This is a genomic window from Rhizobium sp. LARHSG275, assembly GCF_052871115.1.
The window spans coordinates 14225-28943 of record NZ_JBIXJN010000022.1; the positions used below are offsets into that span (position 1 = coordinate 14225).

Here is a 14719-nt window from a genome sequence, read left to right on the forward strand (position 1 = left end):
CGTGCTACCTCCGAGCCGCGCGCGTGAAGAGTTGGTCGAGCAGCGTCAGCGCCAGATCGATCTCTTCGAGTGAGATTAGCAGGTTCGGCGCCAAGGTGATGACGTTTTTGTGGTAGCCGCCGACATCAAGAACGAGGCCATAGACCTTGGTGCCGACCTGGAGATCGCCCTTCATGCCTTCGTCGCAAAGCCAGTCCATCGTCGCCTTGTCGGGCGTGAAACCGTCTTCCTTGCAGATTTCGCACCGCAGCGCCAATCCGAGCCCGTCGACGTCGCCGACGATCGCATGGCGCTTTTGAAGCTGCTTCAGGCCATCGAGGAAATAGGCGCCCTTGGCCATGATCGCCGCGCCGAAATCCTCCTCTTCCAGCATCTTCATCGTTTCGAGCGCAACGGCCGTTCCCATCGGATTGCTGGCGAAGGTGGAATGGGTGGAGCCGGGCGGGAAGACGGTCGGATTGATCATTTCTTCCCTGGCCCAGACACCCGAGAGCGGGTTAAGCCCGTTGGTGATCGCCTTGCCGAAGACGAGAACGTCGGGCGAGACGCCGAAATGCTCGATCGACCAAAGTTTTCCGGTCCGGTAGACGCCCATCTGGATCTCGTCGACGACAAGCAGTATGCCGTGCTGATCCAGGACCTTCTTGAGTTCGGTGAAGAAGTTCATCGGCGGAATGACGTAGCCGCCGGTGCCCTGGATCGGTTCGATATAAAAGGCCGCATATTCGGCACTGCCGACCTTGGGATCCCAGACGCCGTTATATTCGCTTTCAAAAAGGCGGGCGAACTTGCGCACGCAATGCTCTCCATATTCTTCCTTCGACATGCCTTTCGGGCCGCGGAAATGGTAAGGGAACTCGACGAATTGCGCCCTTTCGCCGAAATGACCGAATCGGCGGCGATAGCGATAGCTGGAGGTGATCGCCGAGGCGCCGAGGGTGCGGCCGTGGTAGCCGCCTTCGAAGGCGAACATCAGGCTTTTGCCGCCGGTGTAGTTACGCACCAGCTTCAACGAATCCTCGATCGCCTGCGATCCGCCGACATTGAAATGAACGCGTCCCTTGCGGCCGAATTTGCGTTCGGCGTCCTGCGCGATCATGGCGGCCAGTTCGACCTTTTCGCGATGCAGATATTGCGAAGCGACTTGCGGCAGCCGGTCCAGCTGCCGATGCACTGCGGCATTCAACCTTTCGTTGCGGTAGCCGAAATTGACGGCGGAATACCACATCTGAAGATCGAGAAACGGCGTTCCCTTGGCATCATAGACGTAGGAACCTTCGCATTCCTCGAAGAATTTCGGCTCCGCCGCGTAATGGACTGTATCGCCATGCGAGCAGTAGGCTTCTTCCATCAGCCGCAGCTCGGCCTCCGACCGTTCGGATAGCAGGGACTTTTCGGTGAAGGTTTCGACATTCACAACGTTCATCAGATGCCTCTTGGTCTGGTTCATGCGATTTGGGATTGGGGGACCGCGCGGCCTTGACGCGCGATGCCTGGAAGGACTGCTTTCAGCTTGGAACGCAGATCGGTGAAGTCGGCAAAGCCGATAAAGGGGATGCCATGGTCGGTGCAGTGATCGGCGAGCCTGTCCTTGGCGAAGACGAGGTCGGCCATGCCGGCAACGCAGAAATCGCTTCGTCCGTCGCCGATATAGATGTGTGGTTCGATGCCCCAGATGACATGGCATTTGCAGACACCCGAACCCGACGAACAGCCGGCCGCCGTGAGCGCGGGCGAAAGGGCATAAGCCTCGCGGCCGTCGACGAGGCGGTAGGTGAGGCGGTTGGCAATGACGGGAAGATCGGCAATGCCATTACGCAGCAGGACGTGACGGATAAAATGGTCGACGCCGTCGGAGACGACGCTCACCGGCAGGCCGGCCACGCGGCAATAATCGAGGAAGGACTTGAAGCCGGGGTCGATCGCGACGGTATCGAGCAGTGCGCCGAGCTCGCCGCGGCTTGCGCGGATGAGGGCAATCTGTCGGCGCATGCAATCGGCCGATCCGATCAGGCCGTCCTTCCATTGCTTTTCGATCTCTTCCCATTCGGGATCGGCAAAGTTCGATAGTACGATATCCGTCACGTCCTGAATGGAAATTGTGCCGTCAAAATCGGAGAAGACCTGCATCAAATGCCCTTTCGAACTCTCTGCGGCGGTGTTTACCGGGCGTCGATGAGGCAGGACTGAAGGGAAAATGATGCGAAAATGAAATATGCGGGACACGCCGCGTCCGAAAATGCCTGCGAACCTGCCTTTGCGTTGAGAGCACGATCAGTTTCCACAGGATTCGATCGGGATCGGAAGGTATCGGTCCGGGTTCAGGTCTTCGGCAGTTGCAGCTCCACCCGCAGGCCGTGTCCCCAGACCGGTGTCGAAAGCTTCACCGATGCCGCAAGACGATCAGCCGTGTCGGCCACAATGGCAAGCCCGAGGCCGGCGCCCTCGGCGCCGAGGGTGTCGAGACGATAGAAGCGCTTGAAGACGGCCTCACGTTCATCGGGCGGAATTCCCTGTCCGCTGTCACTAATTGAAATCAGCCAGAAGTGAGGCTCCGCGGCGAGAACCACCTCGATCCGACCGCCGGGTGGGGTGTACTTTATCGCGTTGTCCAGGAGGTTGCCGACCATCATCTGCAGCAGCGATGCGTCCGTCCTCACCTCGGCCGATTCAGGACCGACCAAAGAGACGTCGAGCTTACGGCTGGTGATGATGTTGCCGACTTCCGCGAGCGTCGATGCCATCAGATGGTAGAGATGAACAGGCATCGGATTTAGGGGATGGTGGCTAACCCTCGCAAGGCGCAGCAATTGCTCGATCAGATGGGTTGCCCGGTTGTTGCTGGTAACCAGATCGCCAATGATCGCCTTGCGCTCCTGTTCGTCGTCGGTGCTACCCAGCATCTGCAAGAGCAGTTTGACGCTTGCTTGCGGCGTGCGCAGTTGATGGGCGGCAAGATCCGAAAAGCGCCTTTCCAGCGTCAGCGACCGCCCGAGCTTGCCGAGAAGCTGATTGATTGAACGGCGGAGCGGCAGGAGATCCCTGGGCAGATCGCCTACCGGTATTTCTGAAAGGTCATCCGGGGAACGGGTACGAATCTGGTGGACCAGTCCATGGATGGTGCGGAGGCCGCTATTGATGCCGAGCCAGATCAAGAAGCCGATCACCGGTACCAGGACGAGCAATGGAAAGAAGAGATTCAGCAGAATGTTGGATACCAATGTCTGGCGCAGCGAGATCTTCTCGCCGACTTCCATGACGATGCCGGAATCGGGGATCGGCAGTGAATAGACGCGCCAGTTCTCATTGCGATAGCTTAGGTTCGTGAAACCTGCCTGCTGGTGTGGCACGTCGGACTGAAAGGCTGTGCTGCTGAAGAACATGATCTTGCCGTTCACCCAGGCGCGGAACATGTGCGCGTCGGCATAATCGTCTGCATCCTCATTAAGGGCGAGTTGATTGTCCATGCTGAAATCGATATCGTCGACCTTTTGCGGCGTGCGGTCGAGCGAATGTTGCAGCCGGTTATGCAACAATCGCCACAAGACGTTCGCATCGTTGATGAGCTGCGCATCATAGATGTTGTTTATCTCGCGCGTGGCGCTGGTGAAGGCGAAAGCGCCGATCACCACAATCGTCACCACCACGACCGGCGCGATCCTGAAGAAAATCTTGCGCGTGAGGGTTGCCTGGCTCATCGCTCGATCATGTAACCGATACCACGGATTGATTTGATGAAATCGGCTCCGAGCTTCTTGCGCAGATTGTAGATCGTCACCTCGATGGCATTGCTTTCGACGGTGCTGTTGGCATCGTAGAGAGCGTATTCGATATCGTTCTTCGTCACATAGCGGCCGCTTCGTTCCATCAGGAGCTTGAGCAGATGAAATTCCTTGGCGGTGGTATGAACCTGTAGACTGCCCTTGCGCGCCACCATCGCCGACGGATCCACCTCGATATCGCCGCACCGCAGGAGGCTTTCGGCCCGGCCTTCGCGGCGACGGATGAGGGCGCGCAGGCGCGCGAGCAATTCGTCAAGGTCGAAGGGTTTGATCAGATAGTCGTCGGCACCCTCGTCAAGCCCTTCGACCTTCTGCCTGACGGCATCGAGTGCTGTCAGGAGCATGACCGGGACGGTGTTGCCCTTCCGCCTCATGCCTTTGAGGACGTCGATGCCACCCAGCACCGGGAGATTAATGTCGAGGATGACAGCTGCGAAATGCGAATGCTCCGCCGCTTCAAGACCTGACTGGCCGTCGCGCATCCAGTCGACTCCATAGGCATGTTTCTCCAGCGCCCTCTTCAGCGATGAGCCGAGAATGCTGTCGTCTTCAACAAGCAGAATACGCACGTTCACCTCCGCTCCTTGTGTCGGCAAATGCTGCCGATGTGAATGGCGATTTAAAGCATTGTTGTGGCAGATGGTGACGGAAACGTTCGCGCCGATGATGTCACCGTCGGTGAAGCGCGGAGCAGCGCAGATCGCCGGAAGGCTGCTGCTGACGGTCAGAATTCCGGCCGTCACACACTGATCGAACTTATCCTGTCAATATAAGAACACCGGCGCCGGAGCGCCGGTGTTCTATGGTGCCGGCCATGGCGGATCATTGAATGTCGAGGCTCTGCTGCGGGCGCCACTTCGCCAAGCGGTTTTCGATCTGCGTCATGATGAATTCCGCGATCAGCGTTACGATCATCACAAGGACGATCGCGGCATACATGCCTGCAGCGTCGAAGGTGCCCTTGGCGATTGAAATCAGCTGGCCGATGCCGAAGCGGGCGCCGACGAACTCTCCAACGATAGCGCCGATGATAGCAAAGCCGAAGGAGACGTGAAGGCTCGCAAAAATCCAACTCATGGCTGAAGGAACTATCACGGCCCGCGTGACCTGCCAATCAGAAGCACCGAGGATCCTCGCATTGGCGATCATGTTGCGGTCGGCTTCACGAACCCCCTGGAACGCATTGGCGAACACGACAAAGAATACCATGATGAAGGCAAGCGCCACTTTCGATGGCAGGCCAAGGCCGAGGATCATGATGAAGATCGGTGCCAGAACCACACGCGGAATGGAATTGATCGCCTTGATATAGACCGACAGAACATCCGACAGAAAGCGGTTGCGACCGAGGCTTACACCGACGATGACGCCGGTAATGGAGCCGCAGAAAAAGCCAATCAGAGCCTCTTCCATCGTCACCCAGAGGTTGTACCAAAGTGAACCTTCACTGGTCCCGTTGACCGCCCAATCGTAGAGACGAAAGATAATGTCGCTCGGGCTGGAGTAGAAAAACGGGTCGATCCACAGCAGGTTGGATGACAGCTGCCAGAGTGCCACGACCGCGACGAAGATCCCGATTTGCAGCGACAGAACCTGCTGCTTACGTCTCTTGATCGCGCGGAGCGCTGCGGTCTCGATTTCGGAATCCGATGTGCCGGGGCGAAATACGACGGCCGGTACATTGTCTGCGATGATGTTTGCCATGCTTGTCTCCTTACGCAGCTTCGCTGGAACGGCGATAGCTGGCCTCGACCTCCTGGCGGAGATCCTCCCAGATCGTCTTGCAATAGTCGATGAAGCGCGGCTCGTAGCGAATTTCCGACACGATACGCGGGCGTGGAAGATTGATCGTGTAGACGGACTTGACCGTGGCTGGGCCGGCTGTGAGCACATAGACCTTGTCGGCAAGCGCGACGGCTTCCTCCAGATCATGGGTCACGAAAACGACCGAAGCCTTCCGTTCCGCCCACAGTCTCAGCAATTCCTCGTGCATCACGGTGCGGGTCTGCACGTCGAGCGCCGAGAAGGGTTCATCCATCAGCAGGATTTCCGGCTCGTTGATGAAGGTCTGCGCCAGCGATACGCGCTTGCGCATACCGCCCGAAAGCTGATGCGGATAGTGATGCAGAAACTTTGAAAGGCCGACGCGCTGAAGCCAACCTTTGGCGCTATCTTCTGCTTCCCTCCTACTCTTGCCGCGAAACAGGGGGCCGGCCATAACGTTGTCGATGACATTCTTCCAGGGAAAGAGCGCGTCCGTCTGGAAGACGAAGCCGACGCGCGGGTCGATTCCGTCGACGGGTCCGCCCATCAGCCTGACCTCGCCGGCGCTAGGCCGCGCAAGACCCGTTACCAGGTTAAGCGTTGTGGATTTGCCGCAGCCGGTCGGGCCTACGACCGCGACGAACTCGCCTTCTTCCACGGACATGGTGAAATCGCGCAATGCTGTCAGCGACTTGCCGCTCGGAGAGACAAAACGCCTGCTGACATTGAGAAGCTCGATTGCCGGCTTCCGAATGCTGATGTCTGACATTGGTTTTTCCTGACGCGCGCTGGTTAGGCTCGCACGCGAAGCCGAGGACATGCCCGCCGCCGGCGAACGTGCCGGAGGCGGATCTGAAAGCCGCTTACATGACCTTTTTGACGAATTCCGTGGTGTAGGTCTTCGAAAGGTCGATTTGCTTGCCCTGCATATTTTTCGAGAAGGAAGAAAGAACCGAGAGGACGGTCTTCGGGCCATCTTCCGGCATCACGCCATCGGCGGTAAACATCGCCTTACCTTCGTCGAGCGCTTTGACGTAACCTTCCTTGTCGCCGACATAATATTCCTTTGGCATCTTGTCGGCGATCTCGGCGCCGGAATGCGTATTGATGAAGCGCAGCGTCTTCACGAAAGCATTGGCAAGCTTTTGGGTATCGTCCTTGTGAGCATCGACCCATGAGGTTTCCATGTAGAGCGAGGCTGCGGGATAGGTACCGCCGAGTGCCTGGCGTGCGCCTTCCATCGTGCGCATGTCGACGAGGACGGTTGCTTCCTTGGTCTTCAGCAGACGGGAGATCGTCGGTTCTGTCGTCATGCCCACCTGGATCGCATCCTGCTGCATGGCGGCTATAAAGGTCGTGCCTGCGCCGACTGGAACGGAGGTGACGTCGCCAGACTTCAGACCAGCCTTGTTGGCCATGTATTGGGTCAGAAAGTTGGTCGAGGAACCAAGACCGGTGACCCCAGCGCTATGACCCTTGAAGTCCGCGATCGACTTGATTTCCGGATGCTTGGCCGAGACGAGTTCGACTTCGCCTGGAGCTTGGCTGAACTGGACGACCGATTCGACAAACTTCCCCTTCGCCTGCAGGTCGACGCAATGGTCATAGAAGCCGACAACGCCTTGGACCGCGCCGGCCAGAAGCTGGTTCTCGGCATCGACGCCGGCCGGTTCGTTCAGAAGCTCGACATCGAGGCCTTCATCCTTGAAATAGCCGAGGCCTTCAGCGAGTTTTGCGGGCAGATAGATCTGCTTTTCGTAGCCGCCGACCATCAGCGTGATCTTGCCGGCTGCATGAGCAGAATTTGCTGCAAGCATCGACGCGAGCATGACGACGGACAGTGCAGCTGAATTGAATAACGTGCGTGTAGAACGCATTGGATCTCCTCCTGAGTTTTCGTATCGCACTTACGTTGCCACGACGGCCACGCGCTCCTCTGCGATTAGGGGAAGATAGCTGGCCCAAGCTTTCAACCAGCTTTCAGGCGGATCAAGGACGAGAAAAAAGGTTCCGACCGAGGCGCAGCGGATATCCGCTGCTGCTCAATTGGGACTCTTGCGCCATCCCAGTGTCGACGACCTCAATGAAACATGGATCCATTGCATTATCTCGTTCATTTATCGTAATCATTCCGTTCTCAATCTCCGCGTTAGGGAGAACTAACGCAACGCCTTCATTGGGGCCAGCCGTACAACGAGGCATGCGATAAGACCGGGCTCATCCTCGCGCATGGCGAGTGTGAGCCGCACTCCTTGTCTTTCGGCTGCCGCTTTCGCAATCGCCAGTCCTAAACCGCTCCCCTCGCCATCCTGAGGCATTGACCTGTAGAACCGTTCAAAGACACGAGGCATCTCTTCTTCCGCGATCCCAGGTCCTGTGTCGCGGATTTCGATCCGTGCTTCTTGCCCGGCGACCAGCACCGCGATGTCGACGGTTCCGTTCGGTGGCGTGTACAGCACGGCGTTCTCGACCAAATTGCCGAGGATGATTTCGAGATCGGCAAGGGCGCCGATCGTGACGGCCTTATCCCGGCGGGTGATGCCAAGATCGATCGACCGACTGCTAGCAAGCGGTGTCAGGCGCGCGATGGTGTCGACCGCAAGCCGGGCGAGGTCGACAGGCCGCGGGTCGGGCGCGGGTTCGCGGGCATCGTAACGGGCGAGGCGCAAGAGCTTGTTTACCAGGCTTGTAGACCTTCTGATCCCGGCCTCCAGCTCCGACAACCGCTGGGCAAATCGGCCATCGCGGTCGTCGGTTCGAAGGTTGTCGATTTGAATCTGGAGTGCCGAGAGGGGCGTGCGCAATTCATGGGCCGCATCGGAAATGAACCGCCGCTGTCGCTCAAGCGATGACCGCAGCCGCGCGAGCAGCAGATTGATTGAGCTTACGAAGGGAATGACTTCAGTCGGCACGTCGTCGATCGGTACGGGGTCGTCCGCTGCGGCGTCTCGAGAGGCGATCGCGAAGGCCAGGCGATTGAGCCGGGCCATGATGCGATCAATGATCCAGCTCAGCGTCAGCAACGACAATGGAATAAGAATTGCTATCGGGAGCGCCGCCTGAAGAGCCGCATTGGCGGCCAGTTCCTGGCGTACACTCATCTCCTGAGAAACCTGAACAGTTCGATCCGGCGTCACGAGGGTGTAGACGCGCCAATTGTTATCGGCCGCTGAAATATCGGCCAAACCGCTCGCCTGTTGCCGGGGAATAGCGATGGAGGGATCCGACTGTTGCAGCGGCTGGCCGACCGCGTTCCAGACCTGGATGACGAAGTCGTCCTCGGGATCATGCGCCACCACGCCGTCAACGCGGCCAGCCGCCGGCCCGGGAGGCGCATCTCCAACATAAAGCGCAATCTGCCGAAGCTGATTGTCGAGGAAATCGGACGCTTCATTCCTGACGAGGAGGTAGGATGTCGTCGCTGCGCAGATGCCGATAGTCGCCATCAATCCGGCGAGCCACATGAAAGCCGTACGTCGGATCGAAGTCATGCTCTTCACCTGGGGACCATCCATCCTGCCCCGCGGACGTTGTGTATGATGTCTTTGTCGAACTTGCGCCGCACGTAGTGGATGAGCACGTCGACGGCGTTGCTTTCCACCTCCTGACCCCAACCATAGAGCCGCTCTTCGAGCTGAGCGCGTGAGAGAATTGTTCCAGGACGCTCCAGCAATGCATGCATCAGCGCAAATTCGCGCGCCGGTAACACTTGGCTCAGCCCCCGATATGTCACCTCGTGGCTTGATAGATCGAGCTCGATCTCGCTCGTACCCAGGACCGAGACAGCCTGGCCGCCATGCCTGCGTAAAACCGCACGCATGCGCGCGAGCAGTTCTTTGACCTCGAACGGCTTCACCAGGTAGTCGTCGGCCCCGAGGTCGAGCCCCGTGACACGATCGTCGAGTTCGTCACGGGCGGTGATCACCAGGATTGGCCTCTTGTCGCCGGCCGTCCGCAGGGAGCGGAGGATTTCCAGGCCCGAACGGGCGGGCAAGCCAAGGTCGAGCAGCAAAAGACCATGCCCGCCAACCGCGGCGGCCTCGTCCCCGAGTTGCCCGTCACGCACCCAGTCTACCGACATGCCGGCATCTTCCAGGGCTTGTACGAGGGCCTTGCCCAGCATGGCATCATCTTCGATCACGAGAACTCGCATACGGCATAATAGACCGAACGTTCCCGAGAACAGAAGTCCTCAATGCAGCTGGGGCAGGAGAAGCCACCTAAGACCCTCCTAATTCTACGAGCGTCATATGCCCTTGCTGGTGTGCAAAGGAGACTTGGTCATGACCGTTCGTTGTTGGATCGCCGCCGCATTCGCCACACTGCTCATGTTGGCATCTGCCGCATTTCTTCCAGCCGCGGCGCAGGAGAAACTCGTTGCACCTGAAACGAACCCGCCGGGCGACATTCCCGACAACCAGGTCTTCGTTGCTTACACCTCCCCGGACGGGTTCAGCTTGAAAGTGCCAGAGGGATGGTCGCGGACAGTGACCGGCCCCAGCGTCCGGTTCTTCGATAAATACGATGACATACAGGCTACGCTTGGTTCGGCGAATGCGGCTCCAACGGTTGCCTCGGTCCGGGCCGGCGAGATCGTAAACCTCGAGAAAGCCGGGCACGCCGTCAAGGTCACTGCGGTCAGGGCCGTGAAGCTCGCGGCCGGACCGGCTGTTCGCATCAGTTACCAGTCGAATTCCGCGCCCAACCCGGTCACCAACAAGCAGATCCGCCTGGAGCACGAGCGTTTCATTGTGTTCAAAGGCGGCAAGACGGTCACCCTCGATCTGGCCGCACCGGCCGGCGCGGATAACGTCGACCAGTGGCAGCTGATTTCCAATTCGCTGCAGTGGAAATGAATGCATGACCGTGCTGGAAACAACCGAGATCTACCGCTTCTTTCATGCCGGCGACGACGAGGTCGTGGCGCTGCGGGGCGTTACAATTACGCTTAATCCCGGGGAATTCACGGTCTTGCGAGGCCCCTCCGGTAGCGGGAAATCGACGCTGCTTGCCTGTCTTGCCGGGATCGATGAGCCGAACGGCGGCGTGGTGTCGGTCATGGGCGAGCGCATGACCCGACGCCCCGAGCCGGAACGGGCTCGGCTTAGGGCTCGCCATTTCGGCATGCTCATGCAGTCCGGCAATCTGTTCGAGCATCTGACCGTGCGGGCCAACATCCGTCTCCAGATGGAGATTTCCGGCCACGGCCGACCGGGGGAAATTGGTGATCTTGTCAGCAGCCTGGGCCTCGACGGCCTCGCCGACGTATTACCTGCCCACCTTTCAGGCGGTGAGGCGGCGCGCGCTGGCCTAGCCGTCGCGCTTGCAGCAAAACCACAGATCCTACTCTGCGATGAACCCACTGCCGAAGTCGACGCAACAACGGAACAGCTCGTCATTGATCGCCTCATCGAAATTTGTCGCAGCGGCGCTGCCGTCCTCGTCGTCACACACAGCCCCGCCCTCGCCGCACGAGCCGATCGCATGATCGATATCCGGGATGGAGGCATCGTGCATGGCTAAGACCTTGGCTGTGGCCACGGACCTGTGGCGTAGTTTCCAGCGTGAGCGGAGCATCGTCGCGGCCGTTCAGGGCTGCTCCTTCAGGATTCACGCAGGCGAAACCATTGCAATCGTGGGACCGTCTGGCTGCGGAAAGACGACGCTTTTAAACCTGATCGCAGGGCTGGACGTCCCAAGCTCAGGACGAGTGGAATGGCCTGGGCTTGGTTCCTCCGACACATTGCGCCCAGAGCGGATCGGCGTCGTCTTCCAATCCGCGAACCTGATGCCCGCACTCACCGCCGTCGAGAACGTCGAGCTACCGATCCTTCTCGGTAACGGCTCCGAAGCCCAGGCGCGCGCCCTGGCAGCGCTTGCCACCTTCAGCGTCGAAGCGCTCGCGGGAAAGTTGCCAGAGCAGCTCTCCGGCGGCCAGGCTGAGCGGATCGCCGTAGCGCGTGCCATTGTGACCAATCCGGAATTGATTGTCGCTGACGAGCCGACAGGTCAACTCGATCAGGCTGGCGCTGCGATACTGGTCGACCGGCTCCTCGCCTGGGGACAGCAGACTGGAAGCGCCATCATCATAGCAACGCATGATGAGCGCGTAGCGGCAAAGATGAACCGCATCTGGCGGATGCGTCATGGCAAATTTGAAAGCATGGACGAGAGGCCCGCATGTACAGGCACTGGTTGATCGGACTTGTGCGAACTCGTTCCGGCCGCCTAGTCGGCACCATCGGCGGTGTAGCGCTGACCGTTGCCTTCATCGCGTGCCTGGGCGCCTTTTTGCAATCCAGCGCGACTGAGATGACGGTTCGGTCGGTCGCCCAAGTGCCCGTCGATTGGCAAGTCCAGTCGCTGCCGGGGGCGGATCATAGTGCAGTCGAGGCTGCGATCCGCTCCGCCGCACCGGTTACCGGCTTGCAGTTGATCAACTATGCCGAAGTACCAGGCTTTGAGGCGAACACGGGAGGTACGGTGCAGACCACGGGTGGCGGCACGGTGCTTGGCATCGGACCGGGCTATTTCTATCAATTCCCCGCACAGGTTCGACGGCTCGTAGGATCGGTCGACGGCGTCCTGATAGCGCAGCAGACTGCCGCCAACTTGCATGTCACAGTGGGGGATCAGGTCACCATCCACCGCCACCAAGCGCCTGATGTCAGCGTGACGATCGCCGGCATCGTCGATTTGCCGAACGCCGATGCGATGTTTCAGGCGATCGGTGTCCCGGCTGGCGCCGCACCACAAGCCCCGCCCGACAACGTTCTGCTGTTGCCGATGTCTCAGTGGCAGCAGGTGTTCGAGCAGCAAGGCGCCAGTCGGCCCGATACCATTCGGACCGAGTTCCACGTCAAGCTCGATCATCGTGATCTGCCCTCCGGCCCGGTCGCTGCGAGCACCTGGGCGGCCGAGCGCGGCCACAATTTCGAGGCTCGCGTGGCTGGAACCGCGCTGCTCGCAAACAACCTGGCGGCCCGTTTGGCGGCGGTCCGTGAGGATGCCCTCTATGCGCGGCTGATTTTTCTGTTCCTCGGTTCCCCTGGGGCCATCCTAGCCATCCTGCTTACGCTTGCCGCAGCCGGAGCTGGTCGGGACAGGCGCCGCCGCGAGCAGGCTTTGCTGCGCTTGCGCGGGGCAACGGTCGATACAGTTCTTCGCCTGGCTGCCGCTGAAGCGGCATTTGCGGGTGTCGGCGGTGCGATCCTCGGTATACTCCTTGCTGCTCTTGCCGCGAATTTCATCCTCGGGGTGGCGCTCTTGCGCAGCGCAGCGGTTCCTTTGCTCAGCACCGTGGCGGTGGCCGGGATCGCGCTTTCGCTCGCAGCGATCCTGATCCCCGCCTGGCGCGACGCCCGTAGCTTGAGCATTGCGGCCGCCCGGCGGCCAATCGGCAATGACCGGGCACCACTTTGGGCTGGCTTCTATCTTGATCTGGTGCTGCTGGCGCTCGCGGCGGCGCTCTACTGGCGTTCGGCAGCGAGCGGATACCAGGTCGTTCTCGCGCCGGAGGGCGTGGCAGCGACCGCGGTCGACTATACGGCCTTTCTCGCCCCGGTGTTGCTCTGGAATGGTCTGGCGCTATTTTCCATGCGGCTCGTCGGGGCCGGGTTGCGGCAAGGCCGGCCGGTGATAGCCAGGGGCTTGCGACTCGTCGCCGGACGTCTCGCGGATGTTGTGGCTGCGACATTTGCACGGCAAGGCCGGCGGCTGACCGCTGGCATTGGCCTGGCCGCACTAGCCTTTGCCTTCGCGGCATCAACCGCGATCTTCAACGCAACCTATGAGGCCCAGGCACGTGTCGATGCCGAACTCACCAACGGAGCCGACGTCACCGTTACCGGCACATCCGCCGCGCCCGCATCCGAGGCGCTCGACCGTATTTCCAGGCTGCCCGGCGTACTGGCCGTCCAGCCGATGCAACATCGATACGCTTACGTCGGAACCGACCTTCAGGATCTCTACGGCATCGATCCGATGCGCATCGGGACAGCCACGGCGATGTCCGACGCCTATTTCGCCAATGGCGACGCCAGGGCGACACTCACCGACCTTGCACAAACGCCCGACGGCGTGCTGGTCTCGCAGGAAACCGTGAACGACTATCAGCTCAGTCGCGGCGACGTCATCAATATTCGCCTGCAAAACGCGGCCGATCACCAATACCATGTCGTGTCCTTCCACATTGTGGGCGTGGTGCGCGAATTCCCGACTGCGCCCAAGGATTCGTTTCTGGTGGCTAGCGCAACTTACGTTGCGCAGCAGACAGGTTCCGCGGGAAGTGAGATTGTCCTGATTCGATCGAACGACGATCCGGCCCGAGTTGCCCGAACTGTCCGAAGCTCGATCGCGGATCTGCCAGCGCTCAACGTGAGCCAGATTGGTGATACCGTCGCTTTGATCGGATCGAGTCTCACAGCGATCGACCTCGCCGGTTTGACGCGGCTTGAGCTGATCTTCGCGCTGGTCATGCTTGCCGCCTCGGGCGGATTGGTCCTTGGGCTGGGATTGGCAGACCGTGAACGCTCCTTCGCCATCCTCGTCGCGCTTGGTGCCAAGCCGCGGCAGCTTGGCGCCTTTGTTTGGAGCGAGGCTGGATTGGTGGTCGGCGGCGGCATGCTTCTCGGCCTCTTGGCCGGAGTGCTCATAGCCTATGTGCTCGTCAAGCTGCTGACCGGGGTATTCGACCCGCCACCCGAGGCGCTTTCGTTGCCTTGGGGCTATCTCGCTGCCCTCGTCATCATCGCAACCAGCGCTGCTCTCCTGGCCGCGACGAGCGAAGCGATGCGCAGCCGGGCACACGTCACCGAGAAGTTGAGAGGCCAATAAGCATCGGCCGCGCCGGCGCTGCCTTGCGAAAAATTCTACAGATTGGGGGCTGAAACCATGAAGGAGAAAGAGATGAAACCACAAATTCTTATGGCCGCAATACTGGCGCTGGCACCGATGGGCACGGCATTCGCTGCCCAGACGTCCGGCACGATCACCGCGATCAGCAAGAAGGCCGATACAATCACGTTGTCGGACGGCAAGAACTATACCCTGCCCGAAGGGATCGAGGATACCAACCTTCGCGTCGGTGAGAAGGTTCAGCTAACCTTCGCGATCAAGGGCGGCAAGGCGGTCGTCTCTCACCTGACCCAGGAGAAGTGAGGCTTGCGGCGGCC

Annotated in this window: 14 protein-coding genes; 5 read left to right on the top strand and 9 right to left on the bottom strand. The window is 59.9% G+C overall.

Going from position 1 to position 14719, the window contains the following annotated elements:
- Window positions 1–4: 4 nt before the first annotated feature.
- The 9 genes from ACIPSK_RS26060 to ACIPSK_RS26100 all read right to left on the bottom strand — a co-directional run bounded on the left by ACIPSK_RS26060 (window position 5) and on the right by ACIPSK_RS26100 (window position 9699).
- Window positions 5–1426, bottom strand: a complete 1422-nt coding sequence (locus tag ACIPSK_RS26060; protein WP_446532997.1) for an aspartate aminotransferase family protein — start codon at window positions 1424–1426, stop codon at window positions 5–7.
- A 20-nt stretch (window positions 1427–1446) separates the two neighbouring features.
- The gene (locus ACIPSK_RS26065) at window positions 1447–2130 is read right to left on the bottom strand and encodes an MtnX-like HAD-IB family phosphatase (RefSeq protein ID WP_446532998.1); all 684 of its coding nucleotides are present in this window, start codon (window positions 2128–2130) and stop codon (window positions 1447–1449) included.
- A gap of 191 nt (window positions 2131–2321) precedes the next feature.
- The gene (locus ACIPSK_RS26070) at window positions 2322–3698 is read right to left on the bottom strand and encodes a sensor histidine kinase (protein ID WP_446532999.1); all 1377 of its coding nucleotides are present in this window, start codon (window positions 3696–3698) and stop codon (window positions 2322–2324) included.
- Window positions 3695–4351 (bottom strand): response regulator transcription factor, encoded by a 657-nt coding sequence (locus ACIPSK_RS26075; protein ID WP_128408537.1) that lies wholly within the window; start codon window positions 4349–4351, stop codon window positions 3695–3697. The genes ACIPSK_RS26070 and ACIPSK_RS26075 overlap by 4 nt, the downstream gene beginning before the upstream one ends.
- Window positions 4352–4604: 253 nt before the next feature.
- Window positions 4605–5486 (bottom strand): ABC transporter permease, encoded by an 882-nt coding sequence (locus tag ACIPSK_RS26080; RefSeq protein WP_446533000.1) that lies wholly within the window; start codon window positions 5484–5486, stop codon window positions 4605–4607.
- A gap of 10 nt (window positions 5487–5496) precedes the next feature.
- Complete coding sequence (locus ACIPSK_RS26085; RefSeq protein WP_446533001.1) at window positions 5497–6315, bottom strand: ABC transporter ATP-binding protein; 819 nt, start codon at window positions 6313–6315, stop codon at window positions 5497–5499.
- A 94-nt stretch (window positions 6316–6409) separates the two neighbouring features.
- The gene (locus ACIPSK_RS26090) at window positions 6410–7423 is read right to left on the bottom strand and encodes an ABC transporter substrate-binding protein (RefSeq protein ID WP_130658175.1); all 1014 of its coding nucleotides are present in this window, start codon (window positions 7421–7423) and stop codon (window positions 6410–6412) included.
- 282 nt (window positions 7424–7705) lie between these two features.
- Complete coding sequence (locus ACIPSK_RS26095; RefSeq protein ID WP_446533002.1) at window positions 7706–8992, bottom strand: ATP-binding protein; 1287 nt, start codon at window positions 8990–8992, stop codon at window positions 7706–7708.
- 50 nt (window positions 8993–9042) lie between these two features.
- Complete coding sequence (locus tag ACIPSK_RS26100; protein ID WP_446533003.1) at window positions 9043–9699, bottom strand: response regulator transcription factor; 657 nt, start codon at window positions 9697–9699, stop codon at window positions 9043–9045.
- 130 nt (window positions 9700–9829) lie between these two features.
- Between ACIPSK_RS26100 and ACIPSK_RS26105 the strand changes: the two genes are divergently transcribed.
- The 5 genes from ACIPSK_RS26105 to ACIPSK_RS26125 all read left to right on the top strand — a co-directional run bounded on the left by ACIPSK_RS26105 (window position 9830) and on the right by ACIPSK_RS26125 (window position 14705).
- Window positions 9830–10402 carry a hypothetical protein gene (locus ACIPSK_RS26105; protein WP_446533004.1) on the top strand — a complete coding sequence of 191 codons (573 nt, stop codon included), beginning with the start codon at window positions 9830–9832 and terminating at the stop codon, window positions 10400–10402.
- A 4-nt stretch (window positions 10403–10406) separates the two neighbouring features.
- Window positions 10407–11069, top strand: a complete 663-nt coding sequence (locus ACIPSK_RS26110) for an ABC transporter ATP-binding protein (protein ID WP_446533005.1) — start codon at window positions 10407–10409, stop codon at window positions 11067–11069.
- Window positions 11062–11745 carry an ABC transporter ATP-binding protein gene (locus tag ACIPSK_RS26115; RefSeq protein ID WP_446533006.1) on the top strand — a complete coding sequence of 228 codons (684 nt, stop codon included), beginning with the start codon at window positions 11062–11064 and terminating at the stop codon, window positions 11743–11745. Before ACIPSK_RS26110 ends, ACIPSK_RS26115 begins: the two co-directional genes overlap by 8 nt.
- Window positions 11727–14381 (top strand): FtsX-like permease family protein, encoded by a 2655-nt coding sequence (locus ACIPSK_RS26120; protein ID WP_446533007.1) that lies wholly within the window; start codon window positions 11727–11729, stop codon window positions 14379–14381. The genes ACIPSK_RS26115 and ACIPSK_RS26120 overlap by 19 nt, the downstream gene beginning before the upstream one ends.
- 72 nt (window positions 14382–14453) lie before the next feature.
- On the top strand, window positions 14454–14705 hold the full coding sequence (locus ACIPSK_RS26125) for a DUF1344 domain-containing protein (RefSeq protein WP_446533008.1): 252 nt from the start codon (window positions 14454–14456) through the stop codon (window positions 14703–14705).
- The last annotated feature ends 14 nt before the right edge of the window (window positions 14706–14719 follow it).